At 63.6% G+C, this 18,053-nt stretch carries 17 protein-coding genes; 12 read left to right on the forward strand and 5 right to left on the reverse strand.

What is annotated here, in order from left to right; translation table 11 throughout:
• The first annotated feature begins 111 nt into the window (after positions 1-111).
• Positions 112-957 (forward strand): xanthine dehydrogenase accessory protein XdhC, encoded by an 846-nt coding sequence (gene xdhC, locus NMG10_RS02765; protein WP_254463804.1) that lies wholly within the window; start codon positions 112-114, stop codon positions 955-957.
• 10 nt (positions 958-967) lie between these two features.
• A complete protein-coding gene (gene guaD, locus NMG10_RS02770) occupies positions 968-2,272 on the forward strand; it encodes a guanine deaminase (protein WP_203651744.1) in 1,305 nt (434 codons plus the stop codon).
• Between the two features lie 47 nt (positions 2,273-2,319).
• Here the strand turns inward: guaD and aqpZ are convergent, their stop codons facing one another.
• Both aqpZ and NMG10_RS02780 read right to left on the reverse strand, forming a co-directional pair.
• Positions 2,320-3,018 (reverse strand): aquaporin Z, encoded by a 699-nt coding sequence (aqpZ, locus tag NMG10_RS02775; RefSeq protein ID WP_203651742.1) that lies wholly within the window; start codon positions 3,016-3,018, stop codon positions 2,320-2,322.
• A 227-nt stretch (positions 3,019-3,245) separates the two neighbouring features.
• Entirely contained in the window at positions 3,246-4,001 is a 756-nt protein-coding gene (locus NMG10_RS02780; RefSeq protein ID WP_203651740.1) for a GntR family transcriptional regulator, read from the reverse strand.
• A gap of 359 nt (positions 4,002-4,360) precedes the next feature.
• On the opposite strand from NMG10_RS02780, the gene NMG10_RS02785 reads away from it, so the two are divergent.
• The gene (locus tag NMG10_RS02785) at positions 4,361-5,710 is read left to right on the forward strand and encodes an NCS2 family permease (RefSeq protein ID WP_203651739.1); all 1,350 of its coding nucleotides are present in this window, start codon (positions 4,361-4,363) and stop codon (positions 5,708-5,710) included.
• Positions 5,711-5,988: 278 nt separating this feature from the next.
• Here NMG10_RS02785 and uraH read toward each other — a convergent pair whose 3' ends face one another.
• Positions 5,989-6,342: a hydroxyisourate hydrolase gene (uraH, locus tag NMG10_RS02790; protein ID WP_028692847.1), complete on the reverse strand. Its 354-nt coding sequence runs from the start codon at positions 6,340-6,342 to the stop codon at positions 5,989-5,991.
• A gap of 377 nt (positions 6,343-6,719) precedes the next feature.
• On the opposite strand from uraH, the gene puuE reads away from it, so the two are divergent.
• The 7 genes from puuE (at position 6,720) to NMG10_RS02825 (ending at position 13,649) form a co-directional block, all read left to right on the forward strand.
• Entirely contained in the window at positions 6,720-7,646 is a 927-nt protein-coding gene (gene puuE / locus NMG10_RS02795) for an allantoinase PuuE (protein ID WP_232856778.1), read from the forward strand.
• A complete protein-coding gene (gene uraD / locus NMG10_RS02800) occupies positions 7,646-8,161 on the forward strand; it encodes a 2-oxo-4-hydroxy-4-carboxy-5-ureidoimidazoline decarboxylase (protein WP_028692845.1) in 516 nt (171 codons plus the stop codon). The genes puuE and uraD overlap by 1 nt, the downstream gene beginning before the upstream one ends.
• Before the next feature lie 47 nt (positions 8,162-8,208).
• On the forward strand, positions 8,209-8,712 hold the full coding sequence (locus tag NMG10_RS02805; protein ID WP_050706598.1) for an ureidoglycolate lyase: 504 nt from the start codon (positions 8,209-8,211) through the stop codon (positions 8,710-8,712).
• A 45-nt stretch (positions 8,713-8,757) separates the two neighbouring features.
• Positions 8,758-10,077 (forward strand): urate hydroxylase PuuD, encoded by a 1,320-nt coding sequence (locus tag NMG10_RS02810; protein ID WP_186715589.1) that lies wholly within the window; start codon positions 8,758-8,760, stop codon positions 10,075-10,077.
• A 179-nt stretch (positions 10,078-10,256) separates the two neighbouring features.
• Complete coding sequence (locus NMG10_RS02815) at positions 10,257-11,612, forward strand: nucleobase:cation symporter-2 family protein (RefSeq protein ID WP_028692843.1); 1,356 nt, start codon at positions 10,257-10,259, stop codon at positions 11,610-11,612.
• A gap of 118 nt (positions 11,613-11,730) precedes the next feature.
• Positions 11,731-12,516 carry an outer membrane protein OmpK gene (locus tag NMG10_RS02820; protein WP_186715585.1) on the forward strand — a complete coding sequence of 262 codons (786 nt, stop codon included), beginning with the start codon at positions 11,731-11,733 and terminating at the stop codon, positions 12,514-12,516.
• Between the two features lie 350 nt (positions 12,517-12,866).
• Positions 12,867-13,649 carry an outer membrane protein OmpK gene (locus tag NMG10_RS02825; protein WP_254463805.1) on the forward strand — a complete coding sequence of 261 codons (783 nt, stop codon included), beginning with the start codon at positions 12,867-12,869 and terminating at the stop codon, positions 13,647-13,649.
• 145 nt (positions 13,650-13,794) lie between these two features.
• Here the strand turns inward: NMG10_RS02825 and NMG10_RS02830 are convergent, their stop codons facing one another.
• The gene (locus NMG10_RS02830; protein WP_254463806.1) at positions 13,795-14,709 is read right to left on the reverse strand and encodes a DUF808 domain-containing protein; all 915 of its coding nucleotides are present in this window, start codon (positions 14,707-14,709) and stop codon (positions 13,795-13,797) included.
• A 130-nt stretch (positions 14,710-14,839) separates the two neighbouring features.
• On the opposite strand from NMG10_RS02830, the gene NMG10_RS02835 reads away from it, so the two are divergent.
• Entirely contained in the window at positions 14,840-15,451 is a 612-nt protein-coding gene (locus NMG10_RS02835; RefSeq protein ID WP_102684647.1) for a TetR/AcrR family transcriptional regulator, read from the forward strand.
• A gap of 126 nt (positions 15,452-15,577) precedes the next feature.
• Here NMG10_RS02835 and NMG10_RS02840 read toward each other — a convergent pair whose 3' ends face one another.
• Positions 15,578-16,018, reverse strand: a complete 441-nt coding sequence (locus tag NMG10_RS02840) for a heme-binding protein (protein ID WP_028692837.1) — start codon at positions 16,016-16,018, stop codon at positions 15,578-15,580.
• A gap of 257 nt (positions 16,019-16,275) precedes the next feature.
• Between NMG10_RS02840 and gcl the strand changes: the two genes are divergently transcribed.
• A complete protein-coding gene (gcl, locus tag NMG10_RS02845; RefSeq protein ID WP_254463807.1) occupies positions 16,276-18,051 on the forward strand; it encodes a glyoxylate carboligase in 1,776 nt (591 codons plus the stop codon).
• The last annotated feature ends 2 nt before the right edge of the window (positions 18,052-18,053 follow it).

An 18,053-nucleotide genomic window follows, 5' to 3' on the forward strand; every position in this document is an offset into this window, starting at 1 on the left:
GTCGCGCAGCGGCCCCTGGATCTGTGCCGCAATGAAGATTTGTGGGCTGCTGCGCAGCCCTTTCGCGGCACAAGGCCGCTCCTACACAGGGGATCGAGGAGGATTCACACCATGCACCAATGGATCAACGCCCTCGCCGACCATCAAGCCCGCGGCGAACCCTGCGTCCTGGTGACCATCATCGAGGAACGCGGCTCCACGCCGCGCAACGCCGGCTCGAAAATGGTGGTCAGCGCCAGCGCGTTGTACGACACCATCGGCGGCGGCCACCTGGAATTCAAGGCCCTGCACATTGCCCGGCAGATGCTCGAGGAACACCGCAGCACCCCACACCTGGAGCGCTTCAGCCTCGGCGCCAGCCTCGGTCAGTGCTGCGGCGGCGCCACCGTGCTGCTGTTCGAGCCGATGACCGGCGTGCAGGCCGAGATCGCCGTGTTCGGCGCGGGCCATGTCGGGCGCGCTCTGGTACCCTTGCTCGCCGCGCTGCCCTGTCGGGTGCGCTGGATCGACTCGCGCGAGCAGGAGTTCCCCGACGCCATCCCCAACGGGGTGAGCCGGATCGTCAGCGAAGAGCCGGTCGACGAAGTCGCCGACCTGCCCGCCGGCAGCTACTGCATCGTCATGACCCACAACCACCAGCTGGATCTGGAACTGACCGCCGCGATCCTCAAGCGCAACGATTTCACCTGGTTCGGCCTGATCGGCTCGAAGACCAAGCGGGTCAAGTTCGAGCACCGCCTGCGCGAGCGCGGTTTCGACGACACGCTAATGGCGCGGATGCGCTGCCCGATGGGCCTGGCCGAGGTCAAGGGCAAGCTGCCGATCGAGATCGCCGTGTCCATCGCCGCCGAGATCATTGCCACCTACAACGCCTGCTTCGGCCAGCACGACGCTGCCGCCAATTCAGGCCCCATCGCCCAGTTGCTGCCGTCCTCGCGACGCAGCCAGACCCTTTGACGAGAGCCCCATGAGCGCAACCCGCAAAGCCTACCGAGCCGCCATCCTGCACAGCATCGCCGACCCCGCCGAGGTCGGCCTTGAGGCGTCCTGCGAATACTATGAAGACGGCCTGCTGGTGGTCGACAACGGCCGCATCAGCGCCCTGGGCCATGCCAGCGAGCTGCTGCCGACCCTTGACGCCGACATCCCGGTGCAGCATTACCAGGACGCCCTGATCACCCCGGGCTTCATCGACACCCACATCCACTTCCCGCAGACCGGCATGATCGGCTCCTACGGCGAGCAACTGCTGGACTGGCTGAACACCTACACCTTCCCCTGTGAGAAGCAGTTTGCCGACAAGGGCCACGCCGACCAGGTGGCGAAGATCTTCCTCAAGGAACTGCTGCGCAACGGCACCACCACTGCCCTGGTGTTCGGCAGCGTGCACCCCGAGTCGGTCAACGCCCTGTTCGAGGAGGCCGAGCGCCTCGACCTGCGCATGATCGCCGGCAAGGTGATGATGGACCGCAACGCCCCCGACTACCTGACCGACACCGCCGAATCCAGCTACCGCGACAGCAAGGCGCTGATCGAGCGCTGGCACGGCAAGGGCCGCCTGCACTACGCGGTCACCCCGCGCTTCGCGCCGACCAGCACGCCGGAGCAATTGAGCGTGGCCGGCCAGTTGCTCAAGGAGCACCCGGGCGTGTACATGCATACCCACCTGTCGGAGAACCTCAAGGAAATCGACTGGGTCAAGTCGCTGTTCCCCGAGCAGAAAGGCTACCTGGACGTCTACGACCACTTCGAGCTGCTCGGCGAGCGCTCGGTGTTCGCCCACGGCGTGCACCTGTGCGACGACGAATGCCAGCGCCTGGCCGAGACCGGCTCGGCCATCGCCTTCTGCCCGACCTCCAACCTGTTCCTCGGCAGCGGCCTGTTCAACCTGCCTCAGGCCGAGCGCTTCAAGGTCAATGTGGGCCTGGGCACCGACGTCGGCGCGGGCACCAGCTTCTCGCTGCTCAACACCCTGAACGAGGCGTACAAGGTGATGCAGCTGCAAGGCGCACGCCTGCACCCTTACAAGTCGCTGTACCTGGCCACCCTCGGCGGCGCCCGCGCCCTGCGCCTGGACGACCGCATCGGCAGCCTGCGCCCGGGCAATGACGCCGACTTCGTGGTGCTCGACTACAAGGCCACCCCGCTGCTGGATTACCGCCTGCAGCAGTCGAAGAACATCGAGGAGACCCTGTTCGTGCTCACCACCCTGGGCGACGACCGCACCGTGCGCGAAACCTACGCCGCCGGGCGCTGCGTACACCAGCGCTGACAAGATCGCGGGGCTCCGTGGGAGCGGGCTTGCCCCGCGATAGGCAGCTAGGGCTGCTTCGCCAACCCGCGGTACAAAGCCCCGCCGATCGCCGCGCCGATCAGCGGTGCCAGCCAGAACAGCCACAGCTGCTGCACGGCCCAGCCACCGACGAACAACGCCGGCCCCGTGCTGCGCGCCGGGTTCACCGAGGTGTTGGTCACCGGGATCGAGATCAGGTGGATCAGGGTCAGCGCCAGGCCGATGGCGATCGGCGCGAACCCCGCCGGCGCCCGGGCATCCGTGGCGCCCATGATGATCACCAGGAACATCGCGGTCATCACCACTTCGCTGGTGAAGCCTGCCGCCAAGCTGTAGCCACCGGGCGAGTGCTCGCCGTAGCCGTTCGAGGCCAAGCCGTTGGCCAGCTCGAAACCGGCCTTGCCGCTGGCGATGAAGTAGATCACCGCTGCGGCGAGGATCGCGCCGATCACCTGGGCGATCACATAGGGCAGCAATTCCTTGGCCGGGAAGCGCCCGCCCACCACCAAGCCGAACGACACGGCGGGGTTGAGGTGACAACCGGAGATATGACCGATGGCGAAGGCCATGGTCAGGACCGTCAGGCCAAAGGCGAAGGCGACACCGAGGACCCCGATGCCGACCGGGGAGCTGGCCGCCAGCACCGCGCTGCCACACCCGCCAAGGACCAACCAGAACGTGCCGACCAACTCGGCACCCATGCGTACACCCAGGGACGAACTCATGGAGCATTCCTCAAGTAATTGGACGCAACGACTGCGCAAGCCCAACTGCTTGATGAAGGTTTGCTGAGGAGAAATCTAGCAGAGCTTTGACAAGTGGCCAGAAACGACCAAGGCCCTTTTCGCGGGTAGACCCGCTCCCACAGGGACAATGCCCTGCTTGATGGCAACGCATTTCCTGTGGGAGCGGGTTTGCCCGCGAAAGGGCCCTGAGTCAGGCAGGCAAACGTTCAACCCTTGGCGGTGGCCTTGGGCTTTTTCAGCAGGTGCGAGAACACCGCGTGCAGATCGTCCGAGGCGCTCTCCTCATCGAGGTTGAGCTTGCTGTCGATATGGTCCATGTGGTGCATCATCAGGCTCACCGCCTGTTCGGCGTCACGCGCCTCGATGGCGTCGATCAGTTGCATGTGCTCGTCGTACGAGCAGTGCGAGCGGTTGCCGCTCTCGTACTGGGCAATGATCAGCGAGGTCTGCGACACCAGGCTGCGCTGGAAGCTCACCAGCGGCGCGTTGCCCGCCGCCTCGGCCAGCTTGAGGTGGAACTCACCGGACAGGCGGATGCCGGCGCCACGGTCACCACGGGAGAAGCTGTCGCGCTCCTCGCGGACCATCTGGCGCAGTTCGTTGAGCTGCTCGACGGTAGCGTGCTGCACGGCCAGTTCGGTGATGGCGCGCTCGACCATGCGCCGGGAGAAGAACACCTGGCGCGCCTCTTCCACCGTCGGGCTGGCCACCACTGCGCCGCGGTTGGGCCGCAGCAGCACCACGCTTTCGTGGGCCAGGCGCGACAGCGCGCGGCGGATGATGGTGCGGCTGACGCCGAAGATCTCGCCCAGTGCTTCCTCGCTCAACTTGGTCCCCGGAGCCAGGCGCTGCTCGAGGATCGCCTCGAAGATGTGCGCGTAGACGATGTCGTCCTGGGTACCGCTGCGGCCGGCCTTGCCAGTGCGCACAGGTTTTTTCAGAGGTTGCAGCTGTTCGTTCATGGGCGCTCGAGCACAGGGGATCTGCCAGTCGGACCGTGACTGTACTGCCTGTCGACGGGGGGATGGCAAGTCCGGAAATGAAGATGAAGGGCCAAGGTATGGCGCCATTGTACACAGGCTGACCCGATTCTGCAGGTGGCCTTTTACCTATATAGCCGTTGTACGACCGTTTGTACGCACAAAAGATAAAACATTATTTGCTTTATTTGTACACAAAAGCATAATCCTGCGAGCAACTTCCTGACCCAGAAGTCAACAAAATGGTCGGACGTCTGCCACACCCTCCCTCGCGAAGCCCCCAAGTGCATCAGCTCAGGACCAGGCTTCGAACAACAAGAAAGACTTGAGGAGTACTCGCTGTGGAAAGCCGCAAATCCGAAGCACCTACGCTGGATCTCGCCCCACCGCTCGAAACGGGCTGGCTGGAGCGGATTTTCAAACTCAAGCGACATGGCACTACCGTCAGGACCGAACTGATCGCCGGGGTGACCACCTTTATCACCATGGCCTACATCATCTTCGTCAACCCCAACATCATGGCCGACGCCGGCATCGACCACGGTGCGGCATTCGTCGCCACCTGCATCGCCGCCGCCCTCGGCTGCCTGCTGATGGGCCTGTACGCCAACTGGCCGGTGGGCCTGGCGCCGGGCATGGGCCTCAATGCCTTCTTCACCTACACCGTGGTCGGCACCATGGGCTACAACTGGGAAACGGCGCTGGGGGCGGTATTCGTCTCGGGCGTGCTGTTCATGTTCCTGACCGTTTCGCGGGTGCGCGAGTGGCTGCTCAACAGCATCCCGGTAAGCCTGCGCCATGCCATGGGGGCCGGCGTCGGATTGTTTCTCGGGCTGATCGGCCTGAAGACCGCCGGCATCATCGTCGACAGCCCGGCCACCCTGGTCAAGCTGGGCTCGCTGCATGAGCCCGGCCCACTGCTGGCGGCCGTGTGCTTCCTGTCGATCGCTATCCTCAGCTACAAGCGGGTGTTCGGCGCGATCCTGATCAGCATCATCGGCGTCACCCTGGCCGGCTGGGGCCTGGGCCTGGTCAAGTTCGGCGGGGTGATGTCGATGCCGCCGAGCCTGGCGCCGACCTGGATGGCCATGGACGTGGCCGGGGTGTTCAACGTCAGCATGATCAGCGTGGTGCTGGCGTTCCTGTTCGTGCACATGTTCGACACCGCCGGCACGCTGATGGGCGTGGCCCAGCGCGCCAACCTGGTGGCGCCTGACGGACGCATCGAGAACCTGTCGCGGGCGCTGAAGGCCGACAGTACCTCCAGCGTGTTCGGCGCGGTGGTCGGCGTGCCGCCAGTGACCAGCTATGTGGAAAGTGCCGCGGGTGTGGCGGCGGGTGGGCGTACCGGCCTGACGGCCGTGGTGGTGGGCGTGCTGTTCATTGCCGCGATGTTCTTCGCCCCGCTGGCCGGGATGATCCCGGCCTATGCCACCGCCGGTGCACTCATCTATGTGGCGATGCTGATGATGGGCAGCATGGCGCATATCGAGTGGGACGAAGCCACCGACAGCATTCCGGCGATCGTCACGGTGATCATGATGCCGCTGACCTTCTCGGTGGCGGACGGCATTGCCCTGGGCTTCATCAGCTATGTGGCACTCAAGGCCGGGACTGGCAAGTACAAGGAGATCTCGGCGAGCCTGTGGGTGCTGTGCCTGATCTTCATTGCCAAGTTTGTATTCCTCTGACCCGGCTGCAACAACCAAGGGCGCCTCGGCGCCCTTTCTTTTTGCCTGCTCATGACGATCCCCCTGTAGGAGCGGCCTTGCGCCGCGAATGGGCCGCGCAGCGGCCCCGGCAATCCATGCGTAGACGCTGAGATCCAGGGGCTGCTACGCAGCCCATTCGCGGCGCAAGGCCGCTCCTACAGGGCAGGTCGCGCCCGAAGTGTAAAAACAACAGACGAAAAAAAGCCCGCCAGTGTGAGAGCGGGCCAAGGACCTACGAAGATTCTTCTAGCGACCAACTAGCTTCCACGATAGGTCGAATAGCTGTACGGCGAGATCAGCAGCGGCACGTGGTAGTGCTCCTGCTGCTCGTCGATACCGAAGCGCAGCACGACCACGTCGAGGAACGCGGTGTCCGGCAGCTTCACGCCCTTGGCGCGGTAGTAGTCACCGGCGCTGAACTGCAGTTGATAGACGCCGGTGCGGTAATCGTCACCCTGCAGCAGCGGCGCATCGACGCGGCCATCGCTGTTGGTCAGGGCGGTGTTCACCAGTTCCAGCTGCTGGCCTTCGACGCGGTACAGCTCGACCTTGATCGAGCTCCCCGGGCAGCCATGCGCGGCGTCCAGTACATGTGTGGTCAAACGTCCCATTTGCTTGTCGCCTCTTGTCGTATGCGTGGGCAAAAAATACACGGCAATCACCGGGCACGAGGCCTGCGGCGTGCGGGAATGAAGCCATTAAGACAGTTTACCGATAAATTGTACACAATTTTTTATCCCCTCCCGCGCAACCTCAACAGAACAGGCCGCCAGTCGCAAAGACACGCGCCATGCCGCCATCCTTGGCATTACCTGACCAATCAGGCAGGTTTCTTGCAAGTCATTCTCACGCGACAAATGGGAAGAAATGCGGAAAAACAGGCTTACAAAAGATTTAAGAAGTTGTATACAATCAGCCCATCCGGTGGTGCGACATCCCGACGCGGCGCGCCCACCACCCGCATTAACGTACAAGAAGGAAGACTGCAGTGAGCGCTGACTACCCACGCGACCTGATCGGTTACGGCAACAACCCACCTCATCCGCAATGGCCGGGGAATGCCCGCATTGCGCTGTCCTTCGTGCTCAACTACGAAGAAGGTGGCGAGCGCAACATCCTGCACGGTGACAAGGAGTCCGAAGCGTTCCTTTCCGAAATGGTCGCCGCCCAGCCGTTGCAGGGCGTGCGCAACATGAGCATGGAGTCGCTCTACGAATACGGCAGCCGCGCCGGCGTCTGGCGCCTGCTCAAGCTGTTCAAGGACAGCGGCGTGCCGCTGACCATCTTCGCCGTGGCCATGGCCGCCCAGCGCCACCCCGACGTGATCCGTGCCATGGCCGAGGCCGGCCACGAGATCTGCAGCCACGGCTACCGCTGGATCGACTACCAGTACATGGATGAAGCGCAAGAGCGCGAGCACATGCTCGAGGCCATCCGCATCCTCACCGAGATTACCGGCGAGCGCCCCGTGGGCTGGTACACCGGCCGCACCGGCCCGAACACCCGGCGCCTGGTGATGGAGGAAGGCGGTTTCCTCTACGACAGCGACACCTACGACGACGACCTGCCCTACTGGGAGCCGAACAACCCCACCGACAAGCCGCACCTGGTGATCCCCTACACCCTGGACACCAACGACATGCGCTTCACCCAGGTGCAGGGCTTCAACTGCGGCGAGCAGTTCTTCCAGTACCTGAAGGACGCCTTCGACGTGCTCTACGCCGAGGGCGCCGAGGCACCGAAGATGCTCTCGATCGGCCTGCACTGCCGCCTGGTCGGCCGCCCGGCACGCCTGGCCGCGCTCAAGCGCTTCGTCGACTACGCCAAGAGCCACGAGCAGGTCTGGTTCGCCCGTCGCGTGGACATCGCCCGCCACTGGCACGCCACCCACCCGTACAAGAAAGAGAACGCCTGATGACCGCCTTCAAGACCCTCAAGCCTTCCACCCTCGAGCGCGCCGCTTTCGTCGCCGCCTTCGCCGACATCTACGAGCACTCGCCGTGGGTCGCCGAGAAAGCCTACGACCTGGGCCAGCTGGCCGAGCTGGACGAGATCGAGGCGCTGCATCAGCGCATGAGCGACATCCTGCTCAGCGCCAGCCACGCAGAGCAACTGGCCCTGATCAACGCTCACCCGGACTTGGCCGGCAAGGCCGCCATCCAGGGCGAGCTGACCGAATCGAGCACCAATGAACAGGCCGGCGCCGGCATCCACCAGTGCACCGCCGAGGAGTTCGCCCGGTTCACCGAGCTGAACGACGCCTACAAGGCCAAGTTCCAGTTCCCGTTCATCATGGCGGTCAAGGGCAGCAACCGGCACCAGATCCTCGCCGCCTTCGAAAAACGCATCCACAACGACCAGGATGCCGAGTTCAAGGAAGCCCTGGCGCAGATCAACCTGATTGCCCTGTTCCGCCTGCTGCAGCTGTAAGCGACAGCCGAACTTTTCAGTACAACGAACATATAAGAGAGACCCGCATGCGCACCCTGATGATCGAGCCCCTGAGCAAAGAAGCCTTCGCCCCCTTCGGTGACGTGATCGAAACCGACGGCAGCGACCACTTCATGATCAACAATGGCTCGACCATGCGCTTCCACAAGCTCGCCACGGTCGAGACCGCCGAGCCCGAGGACAAGGCGATCATCAGCATCTTCCGCGCCGACGCGCTGGACATGCCGCTGACCGTCCGCATGCTGGAGCGCCATCCGCTGGGCAGCCAGGCTTTCATCCCGCTGCTCGGCAACCCCTTTCTGATCGTGGTCGCGCCGGTTGGCGATGCACCTGTATCAGGCTTGGTCCGTGCCTTCCGCAGTAATGGCAGGCAGGGCGTCAATTACCATCGCGGCGTCTGGCACCACCCGGTGCTGACGATCGAAAAGCGGGATGACTTCCTGGTGGTTGATCGCAGTGGTTCCGGCAACAACTGCGATGAGCATTACTTCCCCGAGGAACAGATGTTGATCCTCAATCCCCACCAATAAGAAAGGGTCGGTCATCGATAGGGTGACTGGCGAGAGGTACATACTGTGGAAGCACACCTTCACGAATGGCTGAACCTGAGCATTCGCTGGGTTCACATGATCACCGGCGTGGCCTGGATCGGTGCATCGTTCTACTTTGTCTGGCTGGAGAACCACCTGAATCGAAGCAACCCGCGCGATGGGTTGTCGGGTGACCTCTGGGCCATTCACGGTGGTGGTATCTACCACCTGGAGAAATACAAGCTCGCGCCGCCGAAAATGCCCGAGAACCTGCACTGGTTCAAATGGGAAGCCTACTTCACCTGGATGTCCGGGATCGCCTTGCTGTGCGTGGTGTTCTACTGGAACCCGAGCCTCTACCTGCTGGCGCCCGGCAGCACCCTGAGCGGTGCCGAAGGCGTGGCCATCGGGATCGGTTCGCTGGTTGCCGGCTGGTTCATCTACGACTTCCTGTGCGACTCGCCCCTGGGCAAGCAACCGGCCCTGCTGGGCGGCGTGCTGTTCGTGCTGATCATCGCCGCCTGCTGGGGCTTCAGCCTGGTGTTCAGCGGCCGTGGCGCCTACCTGCACACCGGTGCGATCATCGGCACCATCATGGTCGGCAACGTGTTCCGCATCATCATGCCGGCCCAGCGCCAGCTGGTGGCGGCGATCGAGAACAACCAGACCCCCGACCCGGTACTGCCGGCCAAGGGCCTGCTGCGCTCGCGTCACAACAACTACTTCACCCTGCCGGTGCTGTTCATCATGATCAGCAACCACTTCCCGAGCACCTACGGCAGCCAGTACAACTGGCTGATCCTGGCCGGGATCGCGGTGGCCGCGGTACTGATCCGTCACTACTTCAACACCCGCCACGACAGCAACAAGTACGCCTGGACCCTGCCCGTCGGCGCCCTGGCGATGATCTGCCTGGCCTACGTGACCGGTCCCAAGCCGCTGCCGACCGCCCCGGAACAAGCCGCCGCCAAGGTCGAGTACCAGCCGTTGCCGGCCACTGCCGTGGGTGGCAAGACCGCCGCCGAGCTGCGCGCCGAGGAGGCCGCCAAGCCTGCCCAGGCACCGGCCGCAGAGCCTGCCCAGGCCACGGCCCAGGCGGCCACCGGCAGCTTCGACAAGATCCACACCGTCATCCAGGAACGCTGCACTGTGTGCCACTCGGCCAAGCCGACCAGCCCGCTGTTCAGCGCCGCCCCTGGCGGCGTGATGTTCGACACCCCGCAGCAGATCCAGGCCCAGGCCGCGCGCATCCAGGCGCAGGCCGTCGCCAGCCAGATCATGCCGCTGGGCAACATCACCCAGATGACCGTTGAAGAACGCAAGCTGGTCGGCGACTGGATCGCCAAAGGCGCGCAGGTCAACTGACCGACACGGCGTGCAAAGACTGTAGGAGCGGCCTTGCGCCGCGAAGAGGCCGGCAGACCCGGCCTCTGTTTCAAGGTTTACGCAACAAGCAAGCATCGAGCGTTCGACTTCAGGCGGGAATCTTCCGCCTGAAGCCGCCCGCTTGGATCCGAGAATAAAAACAAAACTCGAGGTGCTGCATGTCCGAGTCACCCAAGGCGTACATCCCTGTTGCGCCGCCACGACAGCCCCTGCCCTTGTTCCAGCTGATCCTGGTGGGTCTGCAACACGTTCTGCTGATGTACGGGGGCGCCATCGCGGTGCCGCTGATCATCGGCCAGGCGGCGGGCCTGTCCCGCGAAGAAGTCGCCTTCCTGATCAACGCCGACCTGCTGGTCGCCGGCGTTGCCACCATCATCCAATCCTTCGGTATCGGCCCCGTGGGCATCCGCATGCCTGTCATGATGGGCGCCAGCTTCGCCGCGGTCGGCAGCATGGTGGCCATGGCCGGCATGCCTGGCGTCGGCCTGCAGGGGATCTTCGGCGCGACCATCGCCGCCGGCTTCTTCGGCATGCTGATCGCGCCGTTCATGTCCAAGGTCGTGCGTTTCTTCCCGCCGCTGGTGACCGGCACGGTCATCACCTCCATCGGCCTGTCGCTGTTCCCGGTGGCGGTCAACTGGGCCGGCGGCGGCCATGAGGCGCAAGCCTTCGGCGCGCCGATCTACCTGATGGTCGCCGGCCTGGTGCTGGCGGTGATCCTGCTGATCAACCGCTTCATGCGCGGTTTCTGGGTCAATGTGTCGGTACTGGTGGGCATGGGCCTGGGCTACGTGCTCGCCGGCTCCATCGGCATGGTCGACCTGTCGGGCCTGAGCGAGGCGCCGTGGCTGCAGGTGGTCACCCCCCTGCACTTCGGCATGCCGACCTTCAGCCTGGCGCCGATCCTGTCGATGTGCCTGGTGGTGGTGATCATCTTCGTCGAGTCCACGGGGATGTTCCTCGCCCTGGGCAAGGTGACCGACCGCGAAGTCACGCCCGGCATGCTGCGTCGCGGCCTGCTGTGCGATGCCGGCGCGTCGTTCATCGCCGGGTTCTTCAACACCTTCACCCACTCCTCGTTCGCCCAGAACATCGGCCTGGTGCAGATGACCGGGGTTCGCTGCCGCTACGTCACGGTGATGGCTGGCGCCCTGCTGATCCTACTTAGCCTGCTGCCCAAGGCGGCCTTCCTGATCGCCTCGATCCCGCCCGCGGTACTGGGCGGCGCGTCCATCGCCATGTTCGGCATGGTCACCGCCACCGGGATCAAGATCCTCCAGGAAGCGGACATCGCCGACCGGCGCAACCAGCTGCTGGTCGCGGTCAGCGTCGGCTTCGGCCTGATCCCGGTGGTGCGGCCGGAGTTCTTCGCACAGATGCCACAGTGGATGGAGCCCATCACCCACAGCGGCATCGCCATGGCCACCCTCAGCGCCCTGGTGCTGAACCTGCTGTTCAACATCCTCGGCGGCGCCGACCGCGCCGCGCATAACGACGCCTGTCATCAGCACTGAAGTCCCCTATCGCGGGGCAAGCCCGCTCCCACGCTGGATACACGCCCGCACGTGGGAGCGGGCTTGCCCCGCGAGAAGGCAACACCCACATAAAAACAATAAGTCCGGGAATCACAACATGAAGCGCATCACCACGTCCGTCCTGCTGGGCAGCAGCCTGCTGGCCACCCTCCCCGCCCACGCCGGCGAATGGCTGCAATGGCACGGCGAAAGCCTGTCCTACCTGTACGGCAAGGACTTCAAGGTCAACCCCGACATCCAGCAGACCATCACCTTCGAACATGCCAACAAGTGGAAGTACGGCGACACCTTCCTGTTCGTCGACAAGATCTTCTACAACGGCAAGGCCGACCCCGGCAAAGGCGTGACCACCTACTACGGCGAGTTCAGCCCGCGCCTGTCGTTCGGCAAGATCTTCGAGCGCAACCTGGCCTTCGGGCCGATCAAGGATGTGCTGCTGGCCATGACCTACGAACGTGGCGAAGGCGACAACGAGGCCTACCTGATCGGCCCCGGCTTCGACCTGAACGTGCCCGGCTTCAACTACTTCACCCTGAACTTCTACCTGCGCAACACCGAAGGCAGCCGCCCCGGCGACAACGTCTGGCAGATCACCCCGGCCTGGTCGTACACCATCCCGGTGGGTAAGTCCGACATCCTGATCGACGGCTATATCGACTGGGTGGTCGACAACGACCAGACCCGTCGCGGCACCTACCACGCCAACCTGCAGTTCAACCCGCAGGTCAAGTACGACCTGGGCAAGGCCCTGAACCTGGGCGCCAAGCAGCTCTATGTCGGCTTCGAATACAGCTACTGGAAGGACAAGTACGGCATCGACAGCCGCGGCAACGTCGACAGCAACCAGAGCGTGGCCAGCGCCCTGGTGAAGGTGCATTTCTGAAAAACTGACCGAACGCCCAAATTTGCACCACTGTGCTCCAGGACGGAGCACTTGAGGCCCGGCGCGCAAGTGAGTAATCTGCGCGCCCCCTCGATCGGGGCGGGAAGGATCCCGCCCGCGTTTGCTGACCGCTCAGTCAATGTTTCCGGGCGGTTGGCCAACGTGTTGCCAGCGTGAAATACCCATTTCATCCGTTCAGAAAGACGTCGAGCAGGATGGTTGTGCCCAACGTGGAAAAGTTGGCGCAGCTCTTGCCAAACAGCTGTGGCCAATTGAAAAAAGCTGACCCAAAAGACAAGAACAGCGCCCGAGCGCTGACAACAGATCCAATCAAGGGAGCGACACTCGCAATGCGTACCATCAATAGCCTGATCCTCGCCGGTGGCCTGCTGGCCTGCGGCGCCAGCCAAGCCGGCGACCTGCTGCAATGGCAGAACAACAGCCTGACCTACCTGTGGGGCAAGAACTTCAAGGTCAACCCCGAGATCCAGCAGACCGTCACCTTCGAGCACGCCGATGCGTGGAAGTACGGCGACAACTTCTTCTTCTTCGACAAGATCTTCTACCAGGGCAAGAAGGACGCCAGCAACGGCCCCAACACCTACTACGGCGAGTTCAGCCCGCGCCTGTCGTTCGGCAAGATCTTCGACCAGAAGATTGAGTTCGGCCCGGTGAAAGACGTGCTCCTGGCCATGACCTACGAGTTCGGCGAGGGTGACACCGAGTCCTACCTGATCGGCCCCGGCTTCGACCTGGCCATCCCCGGCTTCGACTACTTCCAGCTGAACTTCTACCAGCGCACCACCGACGGCAGCCGTGCGGGCGACAATGTCTGGCAGATCACCCCGGTCTGGTCCTACACCATCCCCGTGGGCTCGTCCGACATCCTGATCGACGGTTTCATGGATTGGGTGGTCGACAACGACGAGAACCGTCGCGGCACCTATCAGGCGAACCTGCACTTCAACCCGCAGGTCAAGTACGACCTGGGCAAGGCGCTGCACCTGGGCGAGAAGCAGTTGTACGTGGGTATCGAGTACGACTACTGGAAGAACAAGTACGGCATCAAGGACAGCGATGCCTTTACCACCGATCAGAACACCATGAGCTTCCTGGTCAAGGTTCACTTCTGATCTGATGCCAGTGCATAACCTGTAGGAGCGGCCTTGTGCCGCGAAAGGGCTGCGCAGCGGCCCCGGCGATTTTGCATGATGCCGAGAACCTGGGGCCGCTTCGCGGCCCTTTCGCGGCACAAGGCCGCTCCTACAGGTAAGCGCCTCAGTTTGCCGGTTTTACCGCCTGCCACAGCTTGCCAACGACGCTCACCACCAGCAGCACCACCGCCCCCGCAATCACCCCCGCCACACCATTGAGCAATGCCCCGGTCAACGCCCCGCCCCGCCCTTCGCTGAACGCCTCGATGGCGTGATGCAGCGGCGCGATGCCGTGCACCAGGATGCCGCCGCCGACCAGGAACATCGCCGCGGTGCCGATCACCGACAGGCTCTTCATCATGTACGGCGCGGCGCGCAGGATGCCGTTGCCCACCGCCTGGCTCAGCGCCGAGGCTTTCTTGGTCATCCACAGCCCCAGGTCATCGAGCTTGACGATGCCTGCCACCAGGCCATAGACGCCAATGGTCATGACCAGCGCGATGCCCGACAGCACGATGATCTGCTGGCTCAGCGGCGCATCGGCCACGGTGCCCAGGGTGATGGCGATGATCTCGGCAGAGAGTATGAAATCGGTGCGCACCGCGCCCTTGATCTTGCTCTTCTCGAACGACACCAGGTCGACCTGCTCGTCGGCCACGGCCGCCTTGCGCGCCTCGTGCTGCGCGTCGTCCTCGGACTTGCTGTGCAGGAACTTGTGCGCCAGCTTCTCGAAGCCCTCGAAGCACAGGTAGGCGCCGCCGACCATCAGCAGCGGAATCACCGCCCAGGGAATGAAGGCACTGATCAACAGCGCCGCCGGCACCAGGATCGCCTTGTTCACCAGCGAGCCCTTGGCCACCGCCCACACCACCGGGATCTCGCGCTCGGCGCGTACCCCGGTGACCTGCTGGGCGTTGAGCGCCAGGTCGTCGCCCAGCACCCCCGCAGTCTTCTTTGCCGCGACCTTGGTCATCACCGAGACATCGTCGAGCACCGTGGCGATGTCGTCGATCAGTACCAGTAGACTGCTTCCTGCCATGTTCTTTATCCAGAGGGGTTCAAAGGCTGCGATTCTAGCCGAAAGCGGCTGCCTTGAGCGCTCATCTGCGCCGGTGCTACCATGCCCGATCCCTCTTTGAGGCGGCCAGACACGAGGACGATCCCCGACAATGAGCACCATTCGCGAGCGCAACAAGGAACTGATCCTGCGCGCGGCCAGTGAAGAATTCGCCGACAAGGGCTTCGCCGCCACCAAGACCAGCGATATCGCGGCCAAGGCCGGCCTGCCCAAGCCGAACGTGTATTACTACTTCAAGTCGAAGGAAAACCTCTACCGCGAGGTGCTCGAGAGCATCATCGCGCCAATCATGCAGGCCTCGACGCCGTTCAACGCCGACGGTGATCCGAAAGAGGTGCTCAGTTCGTACATCCGCTCGAAGATCCGCATCTCCCGCGACCTGCCCCACGCCTCCAAGGTGTTCGCCAGCGAGATCATGCATGGCGCGCCGCACCTGTCGCCGCGCCAGGTCGAGCAGCTCAACGAGCAGGCCCGGCACAACATCGAGTGCATCCAGCGCTGGATCGAGCGTGGCCAGATCGCCCACGTCGATCCGCACCACCTGATGTTCAGCATCTGGGCGGCGACGCAGACCTACGCGGATTTCGACTGGCAGATCGCCGTGGTGACCGGCAAGGCCAAGCTGGCCGACAGCGACTATGACGCGGCGGCGGAGACCATCATCCGCCTGGTATTGAAGGGCTGCGAGCCCGAGGCGGCCTGACCGAGCCAACGGGGCTGCTACGCAGCCCATCGCGGCACAAGGCCGCTCCTACAGGAGACCGCTATCCCTTGTAGGAGCGGCCTTGTGCCGCGAATGGGCCGCAAGGCGGCCCCGACACCTTGAGCCTTAAGCTGCCACTCCAGCATCGGCCGTCAGCCCCACCTCTTCGATCGCACTGATCGCGCACTGCTCGTCGATATCCGACGTATCCCCGCTGATCCCGACAGCCCCCAGCACCTTGCCGTCCCGATCACGGATCAGCACCCCGCCCGGTACCGGCACCACCGGCCGCTCGCCCAGCCCGTTCAGCGCGGCATAGAACGCCGGCCGCTGCTGCGAATCCAGCGCCAGCAGGCGCGAGCCCTTGCCCAGGGCCACCGCACCCCAGGCCTTGCCGATGGCCACCTGCGGACGCAGCAGGGTGGCGCCATCCTCGCGCTGCAGCGCCAGCAGGTGCCCGCCGGCGTCCAACACCGCCACGGTCAGCGGCGCGGCGTTGATCTTGCGGCCCGCGGCCAGCGCGGCGTTCACCACGCCGACAGCATCTTTGAGGGTCAATGCGTTCATGAAAAGGTCCTCTTCTTGTTGTGAGAAGCCCTGAGGGCAGTTGAAAACCAGTAGACAGAATAGAACACAACGAAGACACGCTTTGTATACAATTATTTGAATCAATCTTGCCAAGTGCGACGAAATGCCGCCTCATCGCCCAATGACCGCTCAGTCAACGCCGCCGACGAAAATGGATTGACCTTTTGCGCCGAGCATGAATACACTCTGCCGCAACACAAGTTGTATACAATTACAAAATCGATGAGGCACAAACCATGAGCAAAATGAGAGCAATCGATGCAGCCGTTCTGGTCATGCGCCGTGAAGGTGTAGATACCGCGTTCGGCATTCCGGGGGCTGCCATCAACCCGCTGTATTCGGCCCTGAAGAAAGTCGGTGGCATCGATCACGTCCTCGCTCGCCACGTCGAAGGTGCCTCGCACATGGCCGAGGGCTACACTCGCGCCAACCCGGGCAACATCGGTGTATGCATCGGCACCTCCGGCCCTGCCGGCACCGACATGGTCACCGGCCTGTACAGCGCCTCGGCCGACTCCATCCCGATCCTCTGCATCACCGGGCAGGCCCCGCGCGCGCGCCTGCACAAGGAAGACTTCCAGGCCGTCGACATCACCAGTATCGTCAAGCCGGTGACCAAGTGGGCGACCACCGTCCTGGAGCCGGGCCAGGTGCCCTACGCCTTCCAGAAGGCCTTCTACGAAATGCGTACCGGCCGCCCAGGCCCGGTGCTGATCGACCTGCCGTTCGACGTGCAGATGGCCGAGATCGAGTTCGACATCGACGCCTACGAGCCACTGGCGATCAACAAGCCAGCCGCCACCCGCGTCCAGGCCGAGAAAGCCCTCGCCCTGCTCAATGACGCCGAGCGCCCGCTGCTGGTAGCCGGCGGCGGCATCATCAACGCCGACGCCAGCGACAAACTGGTCGAGTTCGCCGAACTGACCGGCGTGCCGGTAGTGCCAACCCTGATGGGCTGGGGCACCATTCCGGACGACCACGAACTGATGGTCGGCATGGTCGGTCTGCAGACCTCGCACCGCTACGGCAACGCGACCATGCTCAAGTCCGACCTGGTGTTCGGTATCGGCAACCGCTGGGCCAACCGCCACACCGGCTCCGTCGACGTCTACACCGAAGGCCGCAAGTTCGTGCACGTGGACATCGAGCCAACCCAGATCGGCCGCGTGTTCACCCCTGACCTGGGTATCGTTTCCGATGCCGGCAAGGCGCTGGATGTGTTCCTGGAAGTGGCCCGCGAGTGGAAAGCCGCCGGCAAACTCAAGTGCCGCAAAGCCTGGCTGGAAGACTGCCAGCAGCGCAAGGCCACCCTGCAGCGCAAGACCCACTTCGACAATGTGCCGGTCAAGCCGCAGCGCGTGTACGAAGAGATGAACCAGGTATTCGGCAAGGACACCTGCTACGTCAGCACCATTGGTCTTTCGCAGATCGCCGGCGCACAGTTCCTGCACGTGTACAAGCCACGCCACTGGATCAACTGCGGCCAGGCCGGCCCGCTGGGCTGGACCATCCCTGCCGCCCTCGGCGTGGTCAAGGCCGACCCGAAGCGCAAGGTCGTCGCGCTGTCCGGTGACTACGACTTCCAGTTCATGATCGAAGAGCTGGCGGTAGGCGCGCAGTTCAACCTGCCGTACGTCCACGTGCTGGTGAACAACGCCTACCTCGGCCTAATCCGCCAGGCCCAGCGTGGCTTCGACATGGATTACTGTGTACAACTGGCCTTCGAGAACATCAATTCCACCGACGCCGCCACCTATGGTGTCGATCACGTCGCCGTGGTCGAAGGCCTGGGCTGCAAGGCCCTGCGCGTGTTCGAACCGGCCGACATCGCCCCTGCCCTGCTCAAGGCGCAGAAGATGGCCGAAGAGTTCCGCGTGCCGGTGGTGGTCGAAGTGATTCTCGAGCGCGTGACCAACATTTCCATGGGCACCGAGATCAACGCGGTCAACGAATTCGAAGACCTCGCCCTGGTCGGCAACGACGCGCCAACCGCCATCTCGCTGCTGGACTGATC

Origin of the sequence: Pseudomonas sp. DVZ6 (genome assembly GCF_024259445.1) — a bacterium.
Taxonomy (GTDB): Bacteria; Pseudomonadota; Gammaproteobacteria; order Pseudomonadales; family Pseudomonadaceae; genus Aquipseudomonas; species Aquipseudomonas peradeniyensis.

Excerpts from the sequence above, each read along its gene's own strand:
- gcl (WP_254463807.1), top strand. The coding sequence starts at position 16,276 with ATGAGCAAAATGAGAGCAATCGATGCAGCCGTTCTGGTCATGCGCCGT.
- xdhC (WP_254463804.1), top strand. The coding sequence starts at position 112 with ATGCACCAATGGATCAACGCCCTCGCCGACCATCAAGCCCGCGGCGAA.
- NMG10_RS02820 (WP_186715585.1), top strand. The coding sequence starts at position 11,731 with ATGAAGCGCATCACCACGTCCGTCCTGCTGGGCAGCAGCCTGCTGGCC.
- aqpZ (WP_203651742.1), bottom strand. The coding sequence starts at position 3,018 with ATGAGTTCGTCCCTGGGTGTACGCATGGGTGCCGAGTTGGTCGGCACG.
- NMG10_RS02780 (WP_203651740.1), bottom strand. The coding sequence starts at position 4,001 with ATGAACGAACAGCTGCAACCTCTGAAAAAACCTGTGCGCACTGGCAAG.
- uraD (WP_028692845.1), top strand. The coding sequence starts at position 7,646 with ATGACCGCCTTCAAGACCCTCAAGCCTTCCACCCTCGAGCGCGCCGCT.
- NMG10_RS02805 (WP_050706598.1), top strand. The coding sequence starts at position 8,209 with ATGCGCACCCTGATGATCGAGCCCCTGAGCAAAGAAGCCTTCGCCCCC.
- guaD (WP_203651744.1), top strand. The coding sequence starts at position 968 with ATGAGCGCAACCCGCAAAGCCTACCGAGCCGCCATCCTGCACAGCATC.
- uraH (WP_028692847.1), bottom strand. The coding sequence starts at position 6,342 with ATGGGACGTTTGACCACACATGTACTGGACGCCGCGCATGGCTGCCCG.
- NMG10_RS02840 (WP_028692837.1), bottom strand. The coding sequence starts at position 16,018 with ATGAACGCATTGACCCTCAAAGATGCTGTCGGCGTGGTGAACGCCGCG.
- NMG10_RS02835 (WP_102684647.1), top strand. The coding sequence starts at position 14,840 with ATGAGCACCATTCGCGAGCGCAACAAGGAACTGATCCTGCGCGCGGCC.
- NMG10_RS02815 (WP_028692843.1), top strand. The coding sequence starts at position 10,257 with ATGTCCGAGTCACCCAAGGCGTACATCCCTGTTGCGCCGCCACGACAG.
- NMG10_RS02830 (WP_254463806.1), bottom strand. The coding sequence starts at position 14,709 with ATGGCAGGAAGCAGTCTACTGGTACTGATCGACGACATCGCCACGGTG.
- NMG10_RS02825 (WP_254463805.1), top strand. The coding sequence starts at position 12,867 with ATGCGTACCATCAATAGCCTGATCCTCGCCGGTGGCCTGCTGGCCTGC.